Raw genomic sequence first — 16,239 nt, forward strand, 5'->3', positions numbered from 1 at the left:
CGTAAAGGGCTGGAGTCGGGGTAAGTATGTTTACAGCTGATGCGAATTATAGTAATTTTGTGCCGTTCAGCACGCATGTTGATGCGCATGTTGTGAAAACGCGCGAAGGCGATTATCTGATTACATGGTTGCTTAGTGGTTTCCCCTTTGTGGGTCGTGAAGATTGGGAGCTTGAACATCGACACCGTACCTTTAACAGTCTGCTGCAAAGCTTGCGTGCGCCCGACTTCGAAAATCTTGCCTTCTGGGCGCATGATATTCGTCGTCGGCGTAAGATCAACGCTAACGCAAAGTTTCCATGCTATTTTAGTCAGAGTCTCCACGACAAGTACATGGAGCGCCTTTCGACCAAGCGCCTGATGCAAAACGAGTTGTATCTGACAATGATTTATCGGCCCGTAGTCAGCGGTAAGCGTTTTGCTGCTATGGCTCGCGATATTAACGTTTTGCGCCAGGAAGAGAAGGCATGTCTAGAAAAAATCTACGAGCTTGTTGGTAATGTGGAAGTGTTGCTGACCGACTATGCGCCTTATCGGTTGGGTTTATATGAAAGCATTCATAAGCAAGTATTCTCTGAAAATCTTGAGTTTTATGGCTACTTGCTCAACCGGGTGGATGAGCCTGTACCTGTAGTGTCTGCGCCAATTTATAGCTATCTTCCCAGCAGTCGCCATATGTTCAATCCTGGTAGTGGTGACTTCGCTATTCGCACTAGTGATGGGAATAACTACTATGGTGCTATTCTCAATATTAAGGAATATGCGGAAAGCAGTTGGCCTGGTATCTTAAATGGCCTTAAGTATCTTGAGTGCGAATATGTCGTTACTCACTCATTCACGCCTATGAGTCGGTACGATTCAATGAAAGCTTTGCAGCGCACTAAAGGTGCTATGCTCTCGTCGGAGGATAAGGCCGTCAGCCAAATTGTTGAGCTGGACTTTGCGATGGACCAGCTTGCCTCTGGCAACTTCGTGCTCGGACAGTATCACTTCAATATGGCAATCTATGCAGCCAACCAGGAGGATCTCTATCTTAACGTGGCTCAGGCACGGGCGCAGCTATCGGGTGCAAGTTTTGTAACCGTTAAGGAAGACGTGGCTGTCGCTGCTGCATTTTATGCTCAACTACCCTGCAACTGGCGCTTCCGACCGCGAATAGCTAACTTGAGTTCGCTTAACTTTTTGGGGCTGAGTCCGTTGCATAATTTCGCCACGGGAAAGCCTGGCTCCAATCCGTGGGGGCCATCCGTTAGCGTGCTACAAACCCTGAACAATCAAGCTTATCATTTTAACTTTCATGCCACTAAGCCAAACGAGCATTCTTTTGGTGAAAAAGCAGTGGCGAATACTATGGTGATTGGAAAATCGGGAACCGGAAAAACTGCACTTATTAACTTTTTGCTGGCGCAGGTACAGAAACTACAGCCTGAACCTACGGTATTCTTTTTCGATAAGGATAAAGGGGCGCAAATTTTTATCCAGGCCTGCGGCGGGCGCTACTTTTCTTTAGAAAAAGGTAAGCCTACAGGGTTTAATCCTTTGCAATGCGACAATACAGCCGAGAACGAGCAATTTCTGGTTGAGCTTATGCAGACTTTATGCGGAAAAGGGAAGTATTCTGCTACTGAGCAAGAGGATCTCATTCGAGCTGTACGTGCTATTCTTGATACACCATTGCATTTGCGGACCATGACCAACCTTCGTAAGAGTTTACCCAATATGGGGGAAAATAGTCTTTATGAGGCATTGTCCATTTGGTGTCAAGATGGTCCTTCCGCTTGGGTATTCGATAACCCGTCTGATAGTATCGAATTTGGTAATGCCAATATTATTGGTTTTGATTACACCGAAGTTATTGAAGATAGTAAGACGCGCGAACCCATCATCCAGTACTTGCTGCACCGGATGGAGGGGCTTATTGATGGGCGACCTTTCATCTACGTGATGGACGAATTTTGGAAAGTGTTAGAAGGTAAGGGGGAACTTAAGGACTTTGCCAAAAATAAACAAAAGACCATCCGCAAGCAGAATGGTTTTGGTATTTTTGCCACACAGAGTCCGCAAGATGCCATTAATAGCGACATCTCAGCTGCGCTCATTGAGCAGACTGCAACGATGATTCTGTTGCCCAACCCCAACGCCGATCCTCAGGACTATATAGAGGGACTCAAACTTACTCGGGCTGAGTTCGATCTTGTGGTCGGCCTGGATGAACGCAGCCGTTGCTTTTTGGTCAAGCAAGGGCATAGCGCGGTTCTTTGTCAGCTCAACCTTAATGGAATGGACGACGAATTGGCGGTGCTCTCTGGCTCTAGCGACAATGTGGAAATCCTCAATGGGTTGCTGGACAGTCACCCTACGCCCGAGGTGCCCGATACCTGGTTGCCCGAATTTCACGCTCGTCGCAAAGGTCTGAGGCAGCAGCGTGACACTCAAATGACCGGCCATCGGGAATTTTTGCGTCATGCTGAAACATCGGAAGTATGATTGATGTGGGCTTAACTAAGCAGGAAGAAATAAGCATGAACCGAAACAAAACAAGGGCAACACTGGCGATTATGGCTCTGGTGGCTCTGCCAACGGCGGGGTGGGCATCCAAATGTGACGGCGTTGACGCACATGGACAGACGGGTGGGGCGTATTTTAGTCGGGGGGTTCCTTATGAGGAAGATGTACTCTCCTTTTGTTCTATCGGTGTGCCTGCACATTGCTGGGTGGCTACAGGTCCTGGCACTTGGACCCAAACCTGCCCGTATCTCATCAAAAAGTGGATTCCCAAGTTTGAAGAGGTCTGTGTTCATGGTCAGGTCATGGGTGCTTGGGATGCTTCAAGTGGTCGTCAGCCCTTGAGCACCAAAGGTGACCCCAGTGCGTCTGACGGCATGGCTGAATGCGAACATGGCGATGACTTCTAAATATGTAACGACAGACAGTGATATTGAGGGAGAGGTTGATCACTTGAAATAAAGATCGCTTCATTTCTGACGAGGTGTGCGCTATAAAGTTAAAGGTGTCTCTTTGGATAAGTAAACATTTTGACTATATTGATCAGGGTATGGTTTATGATTTCATTGTTGATTGCATAGATTGTGATAAGATGTTTCGAGACTCCTTGGGAAAGAGTTTATATTCAAAGTTTTCTAAATATTTCGTAGTGAATATGTGGTGTCCTATAAATTGTGTTTAAGTTATATTGTAAAATCAAGCGCTTCTTTGTAGGTTGCTAAAATGCTGTTGAGTGAGCCAACACCCAGCGAGTGCGGCCTCATAAAACGTATCTTAAGCAATTTTGTAGCCAGTTGATAGGTGAGACATCCCAGTCGCAACCAATTTTAGCGTCTTCGAAAAGTATTTCGACAGCTCGTCATGAGCTATACTGCTATAGCATCATATTATCATATAATATATTGGGAGCTAATTATGAAAGTGTTTGTTGGATTTTTTTTCTTGTGCTTTTTTCCGGCGGCTTATGCTCAATGGGCTGTCTATGATTCAAAAGTAGATAAGCAGCTTCAATACATTAATCAGGTGAATCCACTTGGGATTCAAGAGGTGAAACTCGATCGGCACTATAAAAGCAGCCTAGGAGAGGGTGGTGACAAAGGCACTGATCTAACGCTGGGTGACGGTGAAAGTAAAACTGTTTTCAAAAGTTTGGATACTAAATTTGATGAGTTGACTGACCTAACGGACGAGCAGAAAGAAAGCTATATTGGTACTGTGCAGGATTGTGGCGACGATAAGATAAATTCGGAACATTACAAGGCTTGCGTTGGGTTGCGCAACCTGCGCCTGCAAACGCTGAAACAGAGTCAGGGCATGCTCAAGACGTTGAAGTTTCGACGAGAACAAATTGTGTCTCTAGTGGATAGATCGCGGCAACTCGGAAAATCGGGAGGGGGCAAAGCTGGTGAGTTGCAGCGTTACCAGTTTGAGCTTCAGGCACAGCAGACCTTGCTGCAAACTGATACCATGCAGTTGCAGGTTTTAATGGATGGTTATAAACAGCGGGAGCAGGTTTATACGATGCAGATGCACGAAGCGCGTCGGGCTAGTGACAGTGGGTCACGGGATTCCCAGGTTAAGAATACATATAAGAAAGCTGTGCCTTTTATTTCCCCTGCGATGCTTCCGTTTTGAGCTGATTGTACTAAGGCAAGCATAGTCCTTAAAAAATAGCTGTCGTCGTTAAAATTTTATTTAGTATCTCTGAGGAGGGGCTATGCCTAGCGCATGTAATGCCATTGGGCTGGTGTTTCCCGGCCATCTGGACACTTTGCTACAATTCATCAAAAGTCCTTCGGTGCGAGGCGTAATGGACGACGCGTTATTTTACTGTAGCGTTCGCGAGTACGTCATCGACGAAATTGTGGTGGGAGCATACCGTGAAAATGTGGCTGAACGGCTTGCCAAGGTCTTGAGCTTGGTATCGATGACGATTGTCACGATGTGGGTAATGATTCAAGGTTATAACTTGATATCAGGGCAGAGTAAGCAGGCAGCGTTGCCCTTGCTGTATAAAACGGGGAAAATCGTATTAATATTGTCGCTCGTGTCGTTATTGGCGGGCAATTCGCCTGCTATTATTGACTCGGTTGAAGGATTTAAGGAGGCAATTTCGCATGCGGTAACCAAAGATTCTTCCAACGACAGCAGCGTTGATGTGACGATGTTGATCGATATAAATCTTGGTATTACAGCGATGATCAGTTCTATTAACCAAGGGATACGTGCAGCCGAGTCGGGGCAAAACCCTAATTTAGTGACGTCGACGGTTGGACTGCTAGGGCAGGCTGGCCCCGCCATGTTGACGGCCACGTTGCTTTTGCTGACGGAGCTGTCCGTGACGTTGGCGATCATGTTGGCTCCGGTGTTCATTTTTTTCCTAATTTTTCAGCAGACGGCCCCGTTGTTTTGGTCGTGGGCCAAGTTCTTGCTTGGGGCACTGTTCTCCCTGGCCACTTTGACGTTGGTGGCGACGATTGCCCTTAAAACGACGGCACTCTATGGTTTAGCGGTGGTAGCGACGTACTACCTCAGCGGCACGGAGGGCGGCAGTGCGATCATCAGTTTGCTGTTGGGGATGGATGGTGAGGCTTTTGACATGAATGCGAGTTCCTTGCGACTGGCAGCGTTGGGCACACTGATGACGGCCATTATTATATCGGTGCCACCAGTGATCATGGGATTCTTCGGCGGTGCTGCTGCTTTCACGACCGGTGCTATGTATACGATGGCTGGTGCTGGTTTGTTGGCTGGACAATTGCAGGCGGACAACAAAGGGGGAGGGCAGAATGCTGCGGCAGGCATGTCTGCTGTCGATAACGCGATCAGAGCGTCTGCTAATAAAGGATTGGGAACATCGACGAGTAACGCATTATCAACAACCGGGTACCGGCAGAGTTTGAAGGATACAGGGGAGGATTCGGCGGTGTACGCCACGAAGGAGGTTGGATCCACGTCGGCAGATGAAATTTTTCGTCAAGTGAGTCGAGGATCTGTGGGTAATGATGTAACCTATGCTGGTTCCAGACAAAGCGGAATGGTGCCGTTGGCCGGGGGCCAGGTGGGTTTAGCTCGTGCGGATAATGCTGAGCCATACGATAGCTCTCTTGATGCGCAACAAGCTCAGATATGGCGCGAATCAAATCAAGGCGAGTGGCGATCAATTTCACCGTCAAGTATGGATGCATTGGACAATGCGACCACTTTGGATCTGAGACAGAGCGGAGTTGCATTGGTGAGGGAGCAGATGGCCTTGGCCCGTGGGGACAATGTTGGAGGGGGCGACGACTCTTCTAACATGGAAGCCATCCGAAACTGGAGTCAGGCACGTCAAGTGGTTTCTCGGGCGGATTCATTGCTCCAAGGACAGTCGCTGGTACAGAAAGAGACTGCAGGAGGAACTGGGTATTACAGTGCGGTTTCAATGTCCTCTTCAATGCCGACAACCCAGTTCTATGATCCAAGGCGCGCTGGCAACCAAGCTGTTGATAGTGGCTATCACACGGATAACCTGTCCAAGCATGGGGGCAAAACTTAGCTGGCCAAATGGCTCCGACGAGACCTACGCAGGTGCCGGTAGGTCGATATACCGGAGATTCAAATAAAACGTAACTGACTCTGGTGCGCGCATGAACGTGCGTGAACTATTCAATAAATATAGAAATAAAGCGAATAATCGAATTGGATGGATATATGACTATGAAACATAGACGGTAATTTAGTCTCTTTACATCATGTTTTACGTGTTGCATTCATGGGGTTGTGTCCTGATCGTTCGATTGGAAATCGTCGGTATTTGGAAAATAGTTTATGTCGTTAGAAGTATTTAGATCGAACGCTACGGTGCTGACCCCAATGCAAGCGATGCAGTAGAAGGCAATCGAGTTGTTATGTGTGATGAAGATGATTTGTTGCGTTTGGACGGGTCTGTCTGGGCACGTATCGGTGAGTTTTTGTGAACGACTGTTAGAAACAAGACGTTTGGTAGCGTCTATGCAAGAGTTGTGGCGCGAAGTGCTCGACTTGGTTTGAGTTCAAGGGGCGATCAATAAGGATGGATGAATGTATGGCAGAGAAGATGGGGTGCAGGGCACGGTCTGGACGCTGGTTTGGTATTTCGGTGGCATTGGTAGTTTTGCAGGCATGTGAGAGTCCCCCGCCGAAACCACCGGATTTCGGTGAAGACTGGAAACCGATTAACGTCCTTGCCGAAGAGCCGATGCAGATCCCGCTCAAAGAAGAACAAGCCCTGTGGACTTATCAGATGTTACCAACCGATGTAACGCTGCGTGGCATGCTGGAGCGCTGGGCTACAGAGCATGGAGGCAAGCTGGAATGGCAATACCCGACGGACCTTACGTTGGTCAGCGCATTGTCGTCAGTGAAGGACAATAACATTCAAAAGGCGCTGAACGTGGTGCGGCACACCTATGAGAAACAAAAATTGCGCGTGCGGGTGTTGAGCAACAAGAACTTGCTGGTGACGCAGCGACCTTGAGGCTGACGTATTGGTGGCTGAGCACAGACAGGTAAGTAGGAAAATATGGGTTTGTTTAAGCGCGAACTTTCAGAGGCTTCGCAAAAAGTTATACGTCAATCGATGGACTTCGAGTCCAGTGTCATTGCCATGGTTAAGCGCAGCGAGCGGCGAGCTTGGATTGTGGTGTTCTGTTCGGTATTTGTTACAGTATGTTTGGTTGCTGCTATTGCCTACATGTTGCCGCTTAAGGAAAAGGTGCCTTATTTGGTGACAGTGGATCTGCGACGCAGTACCAGCACGCTGACGCATCTGCGCGATGACATGGCCTATACAGGTATCTTCGCGAGCGAGGCTCTTAACCGTAGTTATGTGGCGCGATTCGTGCAAGCACGCGAGGGATATGACTGGGACACGATCAACGAGCACGACTGGGAGTTCGTGGCTTCTATGTCGAACGACGAAGTCAAGCGTTTGTTCGTTGGACAGTTCAATGGTAGCTCGCAAGCGCCTGACAAGCGTTGGGGACGTAATGTGGCTATTCGGGTCAAGGTCAACAGCATTGTGTTTCACGGACTCGATGAAGAAAAGGGTATCCGACCTTCCGGGGCCACCGTTCGTTTTGAAAAGTGGCGCTTCAACAAGACCTCGGGCAAAAGCGAGTATGTTAGCAGCCATGTGGCTACGCTCAGCTACCAGTTCAAAAACAACCTGCGCATGACCGATAACCTGCGGTTACGTAATCCGCTAGGGTTTCAGGTGCAGGCGTACAAAGTAGACGATGAGTTCAACGCGCCCACGTTTAAGCGCGAGGAAATGGCAAGGAGCATACCTCTCATAGACGAAGATGAAGGTCAACTCAACCGTGGTGCCGACTCAGCGATGTCTATACCATTGTCGGCCTCAGGGGACGCTAGTGCCCTCTCTGACTTGACGACGGTGCTGCCGGGTGCGCCGGCGACGCCTGGTGGCGGTCAATAAGCGCTACGTCGTCATGACCTCCAAGTTTGAATTTAAAACAAGGGAAACGAGAGAATGACAAGACAGAACAGCGGCTGGCAACGGGTGGCCGCCGTGGCGCTGGTACTGGGAGCTACGGTGCAAGGCACAGCTATGGCCCAAAATGAAGTGCGCGAGGTGCCCTACCAGGTCGATCAGGTGGTTCGCGTAAACACCGGTTTGGGTATTGCAACTCAGATAGAGATCAACCCCCAGGAGCAGGTCAAAGACTTCGGTACGGGTTTCAGCAGTGGCTGGGAGTTGGTTCGACGCGAGAATGTGTTCTATATCCGGCCAAAGAATGTTGACGTGGACACCAATATGTATATCCGTACCAACAAGCGTTCTTACTTGCTGGATTTGCGGGTTTCCGCCACCCGGTGGAAAACGCTGGAAGAGGCTAAGAACGCAGGAGTTTATTACAAGGTGCGGTTCGTTTATTCCTCTGATGGGATACCGGCCAAGGGCAGCCCGATGGCGGGGGCTAATGCGGTGCTGTCGCCCACGAGTTCCCAGCTTAACTCGCAATCAGACTATCACCTTAATTACGACTACGCTGCGCGGTCAAGTTCTTCTACCATCGTGCCAGTTCGGGTGTATGACAATCAGCAGTTCACCTATTTGCACATGCCGCCGCTGGCGAGTTTTCCGGCAATGTTCGGCCGGAACGAGCGTATGGGGGAAGAGTTTTTGGTCAACACTAAGAGCGAGGATAACGTCATCATTGTTCAGGGCGTATACCCGTATTTGGTACTTCGGTTAGGTGAGGACGTGGTAGGTCTCAGGAGAAATCAGTAATGAGTATGAACTTTCCTGGTGACGGTAGCGCTCAGCCGCAAATGCCGGACAATATGCCCAAGCTCTCGGGCGGGCTTTCGCGTGGCTTAAACAAGATGGCGCTGGCCTATGTGGCGGTCGTAGCGATAGCGGTCATTGGCATGGCCATGTGGGTGGTCAATAACGCGTTTTCAAATAATGAAGAAGAAAAAGGCAAGCAGGTATCGTTCGAGGATGTCTCTGTACCAGAAAGACCCGTACTGGCAACTGAAGTGCAGCCGGTGATACCACCACCACCGCTACCGCCTGAGTTGGCACCTCAGATTGAACCCGTAGCAGGACTGATTGCGCCCACAGAGCCAATTGTCAGCGTAGAGGACGATCTTCTGGAGCGGCGTATGGCTGCTCAGAACAACCTGATCGATATGGCGGATGCATCCCGAACGCGTAGCGCATTTTTTGAAGATGAGTACTCATCCGTCAAACGCGGCACAGTACGAGCGTTGGCCAATGCGGATTTTGTACTCACGCGGGGCACCTTCATTCGCTGTACTTTAGAAACCAAGGTGGTTTCCACGCTGCCAGGCATGACATCTTGCATCGTGACCGAACCAATCTATTCGGTCAATGGTCGCCGTTTACTTATAGGCAAAGGATCCAAGGTAACGGGTGAATACAAATACGTGGATGAGAATTACGACCGAATCGGTATTGTCTGGACTCGGGTATTAACCACTACTGGCTTGGATGTTCGTATCGACAGCCAGGGCACAGATGCCTTGGGCGGTACCGGTGTGCCTGGGCATTACAACGGGCATTGGGGCGAGCGAATCGGTGCTGCGCTGCTGGTCAGCTTACTGGCTGATGCGGTTGATATCGGTGCGCAAAAATTCGCTAACGATGAAGAGTTGCGGGGACGCAGCACAACCATTTATGGGGGGGGCTACGTGGCAGAGCGTGTTGATCCTTGGGATTCAGCGACTGTAGACACTGCCAAAAAAGCTGCCGCTGAAATGCTGGCACGGTCAGCCAACCGCAAAGCAACAGTAACAGTACTCAATGGCACAGTTATCAGTATTTTTGCGGCACGCGATGTGGATTTTTCTTCAGTGATGCAATGATTCAGAGAATCCGGCTGGTTTTGAATCCGGTGTTTAGTAAGACACGGTTGGCGTTGTGTTTGGTTGACGTAGGATCACATGCGTGTGCTTTACGCTTGGGCAGTGACGATGCCCCGTGTTTGGACGAAGGTCGACTTGTAAGCCTGTGACGGCTGGCTGCTGTACTACAGGCAACAAACCAGAGTGCATTTTCTGGCCCCCAGTACAAGATACGTTTTCATTCGGATGACAAGCGCATGGTGGCTGACCGCAATACGCAATAAATGAGGGCGTTACATAACTATGTCTTGTGCCGGAGCATGATGCTGATCGGTGCGGCTTTAATGGTTTTTAGAAAGGGCTTGGTGTGATGTTGGATGAATCCGTCGCCAATATTTCAACAGAGTTTCTTAAGTACCAATATGAGGTGTTGGGAATCACATCGTTCTTAAACGATCCGACGGTTACCGAGATTTGCATCAATCGTCCTGGACAGGTATTTCTGGAGACGATGCGAGGTTGGCAGAGACTGCCTGTGCCGGGATTAACCTTTGAGCGTGCACGGCAGTTTTGTACTACCGTGGTCAACGAGAGTCGCACTGGTCAGCGCATTACGGCGGTGGATCCAGTGGTTTCGCTGACTTTTCCGACCGGGCAGCGAGCGCAGTTCGTGTTGCCACCGGCTGTACCGCCAGAAACGGTGTCAATTACTATCCGTCTTCCTTCACAATATACGAAAACGCTGGAGGAGTATCAGCAGGATGGTTTCTTTGCAGAAATTCTAGACAATTCGGATGACATCAGTGAACGTGATCGCGAGTTGCTGGCGCTCAAACAGGCACACGATTATCATGCCTTTTTTAGCAAGGCGGTGCATTACCGAAAGAATATTGTGGTCTCAGGTGCCACGGGTAGCGGTAAGACAACATTCATGAAGTCTCTGGTAACTCATATTCCAGAAGATGAGCGACTAATTACCATTGAGGACGCACGTGAGTTGTTTATTACCCAGCCCAATTCGGTGCACTTGATTTATTCACGGGGTGACCAGGGATCTGCCAAAGTAACAGCTAAGGGGTGTATGGAGGCGTGCCTGCGCATGAAGCCTGATCGCATCATCTTGGCAGAAATTCGTGGTGATGAATCGTTTTACTACATCCGCAACTGTGCTTCCGGTCACCCCGGCTCCATTACCAGCTGCCATGCAGGCAGCACAGATCAGACTTGGGACCAGATGGCCTTGATGGTCAAGGCATCTCCTGAAGGAGGGGGGCTGGCTTTCAACGAAATCAAGCGGCTGCTGATGCTTACCATCGATGTGGTGGTGCACATTACGGCGCACGCCGGTCGCCGCTACATCACGGGTATTGATTTCGATCCACAACGCAAACTGAGAATGGCGTCGACCTGAGTGCTGCCGTCCAAATTTTGATCAAAAGAGGAAAACATGCTTGGTAAATTCCAAAAAATCGGCACGCAGATACTACTGGTAAGCTCAGTTTTGTTGCCGGTGTTAGCCGCTGAGCCCGCCGCCGTGTCGCCGCAAGCTATGCGCGGTATCTGGTTTGAAGACAACGAGTTGGGTCAGCGCCGCTGCAGACAATACAACTTGAGCCAGACAGATGCTTTGACTCCCGATGCATTGGTGGCTGCTGATACGCAGATCGTCGAGGCTCAACAGAGCAGCCAGACAGGCGAATTAATTCCCGGCACGCTGGTGATTGCTGATACGCAGATCGCTGAGGCTCAGCAGGGCGTACAAGAGACGCTACTGTTTCTTACACAGGTAGTTGTCCTAGGTGAAGACACTTGGCAAGTGTTCGGCCTATCTGATCCTTACCCCTACGAGGCTATTAAAGAACTGAAGACCTACGGTTTCTCGCTGAGCAACCAACGACTTTACCGCGCCGTGAAAGAGATGCGAGGCGGCAAGGAAATTCTGAGCACACAGGTCTACATACGATGTCTGTAAGTTAAGGGCATTCATGAATGCTTTCGACGGCGATATCAATGCTGGTCGGCTATTCCCAATGCGTTTATGTTGGGTCTTATATGATGTTCAACGCTAGACGATTAACCGGAGCCTTACTCGGTGATGGGCAATAACGGTGTCACTTCGCGCTTCGACGGCGGGCTAGGCGCGAAGGGGAAAATGCCCGCTTTTGAGCCGGGCTTCATGACTATGCCGCAGGCCGAAGGTCCACGATGAATTTCCTTAAACTGACCTTACTATCCGTGGCCTTATTGATGGCCTTGGCGCTCGGTGCCTACCTCAGCGGCCTGTTGTTGTTCTGGCGGATCAATCTGCCACTCGACCAAGCCGGGCTATTCAGTTACGGCCAGTACGCCCTGGCCTACCACGCGCATCCTCTGGTTGGTACCGTTATTCGTACCAGCGGACTGATTGGTTTTGGATTCCCGGTACTGCTGGTCGTAGGTGTGGCTGTGGCGTTGTGGTGGCACCGTCCATCCAATTTGTACGGTGCCGCTCGATTTGCTGGTTTGGGCGACTTGCGCCAGCGTCAAATGCTCGACGCCCAAGATACGGCCATTGTGGTTGGCCGCAAGGATGGTCGTTACATCTACTTCAATGGTCAGCAGTTTGCTCTGCTGGCGGCGCCCACGCGGTCAGGCAAGGGCGTGGGGGTGGTGATTCCCAATCTGCTGAGCTACAAGGGATCGGTGGTCGTACTGGACATTAAGCAAGAAAACTTTGACTTGACCAGTGGATTCCGTGCTCGCCACGGTCAAGAGGTCTACCTTTTCAACCCCTTCGCTGAAGATTTGCGCACGCATCGGTGGAATCCGCTGTCCTACGTGTCAAGTGACCCTAATTTCCGGATTAGTGACGTACAAAGCATTGCAGCCATGCTGTACCCAGTCTCTAATATGGTGAAAGATCCGTTTTGGGCCAACCAAGCACAAAATGCTTTCGTTGCCTTCGCGCTTTACGCATTCGAGTTGGCAGATCATCTGTCCAAGGGGTTTCCGGGCACAGCGGCACAAATACCTACCATTGGCCGTCTGTACCGTCTGGCATCAGGAGCCAAAGCGGGTCAGAGCTTGCGCGAATATCTGGAATCCCTGGCGGCTTGGCCTTACCTCAGTCCCAGTGCGAAAGCCGCCTTCGCCACCTTGACAGGGCAGGCTAACGAGACCTTCGCCAGCATCATGGGCACTTTCAAGGAGCCTCTGAACCCCTGGCTTAACCCGGTGGTCGACGCCGCCACCAGTGGCAACGATTTCGACTTGCGTGATGTGCGCCGCAAAAAAATGAGTATCTATGTGGCCATCCAGCCAAACAAGCTGGCGGAAAGCCGCCTGATTCTGAACCTCTTTTTCAGCCAGCTCATTAACCAAAACACGCGCGAGCTGCCTCAGGCCAATCCAGAACTCAAGCACCAGTGCCTGCTGCTAATGGACGAATTCACCAGTATTGGCCGGGTGGACATCATCGCCAATGCAGTCAGCTTCATGGCGGGCTACAACTTGCGCTTGTTGCCCATCATCCAGAGCCTGTCCCAACTGGAGGCTACCTACGGCCAAGAGCAAGCCCGCACCATCATTACCAACCATGCCTTGCAAATTGTCTTTGCGCCGCGCGAGCAGCGCGATGCCAATGAATACAGTGAGATGCTGGGCTATACCAGCATAACCAAGGACAGTGTGAGTCGCAGCCGCTCGCGCGAAAGCAGCTACACCCGCAGTCAGAGCGAAGAACGGCGTGCCCTGATGCTGCCGCAAGAACTCAAAGCCATGGGCGATGACAAGGAAATCCTGCTTGTGGAAGGCATGGCCCATCCTGTCATGGCAGACAAGATACGCTATTACAAGGAACCGGCTTTCAAGAAACGCCTGTTGCCCAAGGTAGAAGTGCTTCGACTGGATCTTGAGGCCCATGCTGCAGAAGTCAAAATGCAGAAAGTGCGGTCATCAGGCCAGCGGTTGGAGGGGCACCCATCTGAAGCGAGGGCCGATCCAGCGCATCCAAGAGCGACAACTGCTTCTGCCGCCGAGCGCGTTGCCGCAACCCTGGACGCCTCGCAAGCTGCGGTCATGGTGCAAGATCAGGAAGCACGCCACAGTGCGGTCAAACCCCAGCTTCCACGCGAATACACCGGCCTTACCAGCATTTCGGCGGAGTTCGAGAGTGTAATGTCACAGCTTGAGCGCTCAGACGGGACGCACTCGCCGATGGCGTAAAAGGGCCACATGACCGAGACCGGCCAACGGCTGTGCTGTCTGTGTGGATAAAGGCGTACTTCACAGCGACTCTTTGGCGAAGTACGCCGTGGCCTTTTTGAGGATGTCGCGCTCCATCGTCACGCGCACCAGTTGCGTACGCAACCGGCTGATTTCCATCTGCTCGGCGCTCACCGGCTTGCTGTCCGCCTCAGTGAGCCGACCTTCACGGCTGGCCTTCACCCAAGTTGAACAACGTCTGCTCAACCAGCCCCAAGCTGCGCGAAACCGCCGCCATGTTCTGCACAGATTGCACCAGCCGTACCGCTTCTTGCTTGAACTCCAGCGTGTAGCGCGACCTCACCGTCTTCGTCATTCCATCTCTCCTTGCCTGTATTGAAACACTCAGCAAGGGATTCGTTTTCCAGGGGCAAGGTCATTTCAGACGCTCACCCCAGCGCGCGCGCCTTTGACTGCTCCTGCTCATGATGGTCATCTGAGACCCGCGGCAGCGTCTTGTCTGGCGTCGACTCCTTTTGCGCATCCAACGCCCGCAGCTGCTGCTCCGATTGCCCCTGCGGGGTATTGGCCGCAGTGGCAGCGTCCAGCGTGACTTCGCGCACACTGATGCCGTCGTATTGCCCGGCGCGAATTATTTGGCCATCGGTATGAAACAAATTGATCCGGCTGACCCCTGCAGCCCCCGCATGCGCGGCCACCGCATAGGACGTGTTGACCATCCCCTGATCCCAGGGCAGACCATGACGACTGACCACGTCTGAAACCGCCTGTGTGCTGTCGCTCACCAGTTGGCGGCTAGCTGGGCTCAATGACTGCGGCAGCGTTAACGCAGGTGCTGACACATCTGCGCGGGCTGTATCCAGTTCGCGGGCCGCTTCCTGCTCGGGTGGCAGCATCTGGGTATCTACGTTTGATTGCTGCTGCGGCAGCGTGCGCGTCACGGTACCTTCCTTGAAACCTTCCACTTTCTTCATGCCGTCAAGCAGAGCGTCAAACTCTTGGCTGCTCAGGTCTTGGATCTTCTTACCCCGTAGGTCAACACCTTGTGCATCGCCCACTTTGTAAACAGACCTAGCATACGCGTCCGTGTTAGCTTGGCCCGAATAGTCGTCGACGGCGTATCTGCGGAGCATCTCGGGGATGGTCTTGTCGCCATGCATATTTTGCAGCAGTTGTGCCTTTGCAGCGCGTCCTGCCGATTCAGTTTCGAATATGGCGTTGCCCCATTGATCCAAGGCGACAACGCCCTGGTAGCGACCTTGAGCAGCAGTCAAGGCTTGATCTTTTGTTCTTGATGAGTTAACCGTCTGGTCAGCACTACCGGCATACTCGAACTTTAGGTTACCCGGGTTGTTGTTTCGCCAAGAAACTGTCCCCCCCTGACGCGTTTCGATTGAGCCATCGTCCATCTGGTAAATGCGAGTTTTGCCTTCTGTCTTGATGAGACTGGTAATTTTTTGAGGATCACTCATGCTGTTTACTCCTTGCCTTGATACATGTGGCCAGTTAGATGTGCCATTCCTGCCATATTACGCGTCGGCAACCGTATCAACGCACGGTTACATCCTTGAGGTGGTACTTGCCTGAGCGGCTGACACGACAATAAGGGGTTGCATGCAGCACCACGGTCTTACCGGCTTGCACTGCCATTACATCGCTCTCAATGGGTAGAACCTGGAGGGTTTGTTTGCCACATTCGGCTTTGTCATCAAGCGTCAGAGGTTTGGCCAATTGCAGAGCATACGCTCTCAGACCCGCCCCCTCGGCGGGTTGACCAAACTCTTGCGGGCCAATTACTTTGCCAGTGAACTCGCCGGGCTGATTGATCTGCGAACCAATGGGTGTAGTACAGGCTGTGGAAACCAATATGACGACCAATGCTGAAGAAGAAAGCATAGAAAAGTGAACCATCGAGGGCATCGCAAATTCCTCTCAAAGAGTAATGAAAACAAGAAGTCTTGGTAGCACAGTATAACCAGTCAGAGATTTTACTTTTATTTTATAGATTGCGGCATCCGTGCTGTGCTGTTTGCGAATCAATGAGCAATTCGGTTTTTGATTTAGGGAAGGTCTGCAAAAGTCAGCCCCATGACGGCCTGATCTGAGACAGTGGAGCGATGCAACAGACAAGCCTTGCCACCACTGGATTCGAGCTTGCAGCCAAACGCACGCGCAAGCG

The 16,239-nt window shown here is 51.1% G+C and carries 13 protein-coding genes and 1 pseudogene; 11 read left to right on the forward strand and 3 right to left on the reverse strand.

Annotated elements, in window-relative coordinates:
* The first annotated feature begins 26 nt into the window (after positions 1-26).
* The 11 genes from ACK5NW_RS02015 (at position 27) to ACK5NW_RS02065 (ending at position 14,060) form a co-directional block, all read left to right on the forward strand.
* A complete protein-coding gene (locus tag ACK5NW_RS02015; protein ID WP_416924580.1) occupies positions 27-2,486 on the forward strand; it encodes a VirB4 family type IV secretion/conjugal transfer ATPase in 2,460 nt (819 codons plus the stop codon).
* On the forward strand, positions 2,483-2,914 hold the full coding sequence (locus tag ACK5NW_RS02020; RefSeq protein ID WP_416924581.1) for a hypothetical protein: 432 nt from the start codon (positions 2,483-2,485) through the stop codon (positions 2,912-2,914). The genes ACK5NW_RS02015 and ACK5NW_RS02020 overlap by 4 nt, the downstream gene beginning before the upstream one ends.
* A 505-nt stretch (positions 2,915-3,419) precedes the next feature.
* A complete protein-coding gene (locus ACK5NW_RS02025) occupies positions 3,420-4,139 on the forward strand; it encodes a hypothetical protein (protein ID WP_416924582.1) in 720 nt (239 codons plus the stop codon).
* Positions 4,140-4,221: 82 nt separating this feature from the next.
* On the forward strand, positions 4,222-6,042 hold the full coding sequence (locus tag ACK5NW_RS02030; protein ID WP_416924583.1) for a type IV secretion system protein: 1,821 nt from the start codon (positions 4,222-4,224) through the stop codon (positions 6,040-6,042).
* 528 nt (positions 6,043-6,570) lie between these two features.
* The gene (locus ACK5NW_RS02035) at positions 6,571-7,002 is read left to right on the forward strand and encodes a TcpQ domain-containing protein (protein WP_416924584.1); all 432 of its coding nucleotides are present in this window, start codon (positions 6,571-6,573) and stop codon (positions 7,000-7,002) included.
* A 102-nt stretch (positions 7,003-7,104) separates the two neighbouring features.
* Positions 7,105-7,962: a virB8 family protein gene (locus tag ACK5NW_RS02040; protein WP_416924585.1), complete on the forward strand. Its 858-nt coding sequence runs from the start codon at positions 7,105-7,107 to the stop codon at positions 7,960-7,962.
* A gap of 54 nt (positions 7,963-8,016) precedes the next feature.
* Complete coding sequence (locus ACK5NW_RS02045; protein WP_416924586.1) at positions 8,017-8,778, forward strand: TrbG/VirB9 family P-type conjugative transfer protein; 762 nt, start codon at positions 8,017-8,019, stop codon at positions 8,776-8,778.
* A complete protein-coding gene (locus tag ACK5NW_RS02050; protein ID WP_416924587.1) occupies positions 8,778-9,878 on the forward strand; it encodes a TrbI/VirB10 family protein in 1,101 nt (366 codons plus the stop codon). The genes ACK5NW_RS02045 and ACK5NW_RS02050 overlap by 1 nt, the downstream gene beginning before the upstream one ends.
* Before the next feature lie 349 nt (positions 9,879-10,227).
* On the forward strand, positions 10,228-11,268 hold the full coding sequence (gene virB11, locus ACK5NW_RS02055; RefSeq protein WP_416924588.1) for a P-type DNA transfer ATPase VirB11: 1,041 nt from the start codon (positions 10,228-10,230) through the stop codon (positions 11,266-11,268).
* 36 nt (positions 11,269-11,304) lie between these two features.
* A complete protein-coding gene (locus ACK5NW_RS02060; RefSeq protein WP_416924589.1) occupies positions 11,305-11,829 on the forward strand; it encodes a hypothetical protein in 525 nt (174 codons plus the stop codon).
* Positions 11,830-12,062: 233 nt separating this feature from the next.
* Positions 12,063-14,060, forward strand: a complete 1,998-nt coding sequence (locus ACK5NW_RS02065) for a type IV secretory system conjugative DNA transfer family protein (RefSeq protein ID WP_416924590.1) — start codon at positions 12,063-12,065, stop codon at positions 14,058-14,060.
* An 8-nt stretch (positions 14,061-14,068) separates the two neighbouring features.
* Here ACK5NW_RS02065 and ACK5NW_RS02070 read toward each other — a convergent pair.
* From ACK5NW_RS02070 to ACK5NW_RS02080, 3 genes and pseudogenes are all read right to left on the reverse strand, one after another.
* Positions 14,069-14,415 (reverse strand): annotated as a pseudogene (locus ACK5NW_RS02070) (transposase); the annotation flags it as partial.
* A gap of 73 nt (positions 14,416-14,488) precedes the next feature.
* Positions 14,489-15,532 carry a hypothetical protein gene (locus ACK5NW_RS02075; protein WP_416924591.1) on the reverse strand — a complete coding sequence of 348 codons (1,044 nt, stop codon included), beginning with the start codon at positions 15,530-15,532 and terminating at the stop codon, positions 14,489-14,491.
* A 76-nt stretch (positions 15,533-15,608) separates the two neighbouring features.
* On the reverse strand, positions 15,609-15,980 hold the full coding sequence (locus tag ACK5NW_RS02080) for a hypothetical protein (RefSeq protein ID WP_416924592.1): 372 nt from the start codon (positions 15,978-15,980) through the stop codon (positions 15,609-15,611).
* Positions 15,981-16,239 lie beyond the last annotated feature (259 nt).

The organism is Ottowia sp., assembly GCF_047975795.1.
Lineage (GTDB): Bacteria > Pseudomonadota > Gammaproteobacteria > Burkholderiales > Burkholderiaceae_C > Ottowia.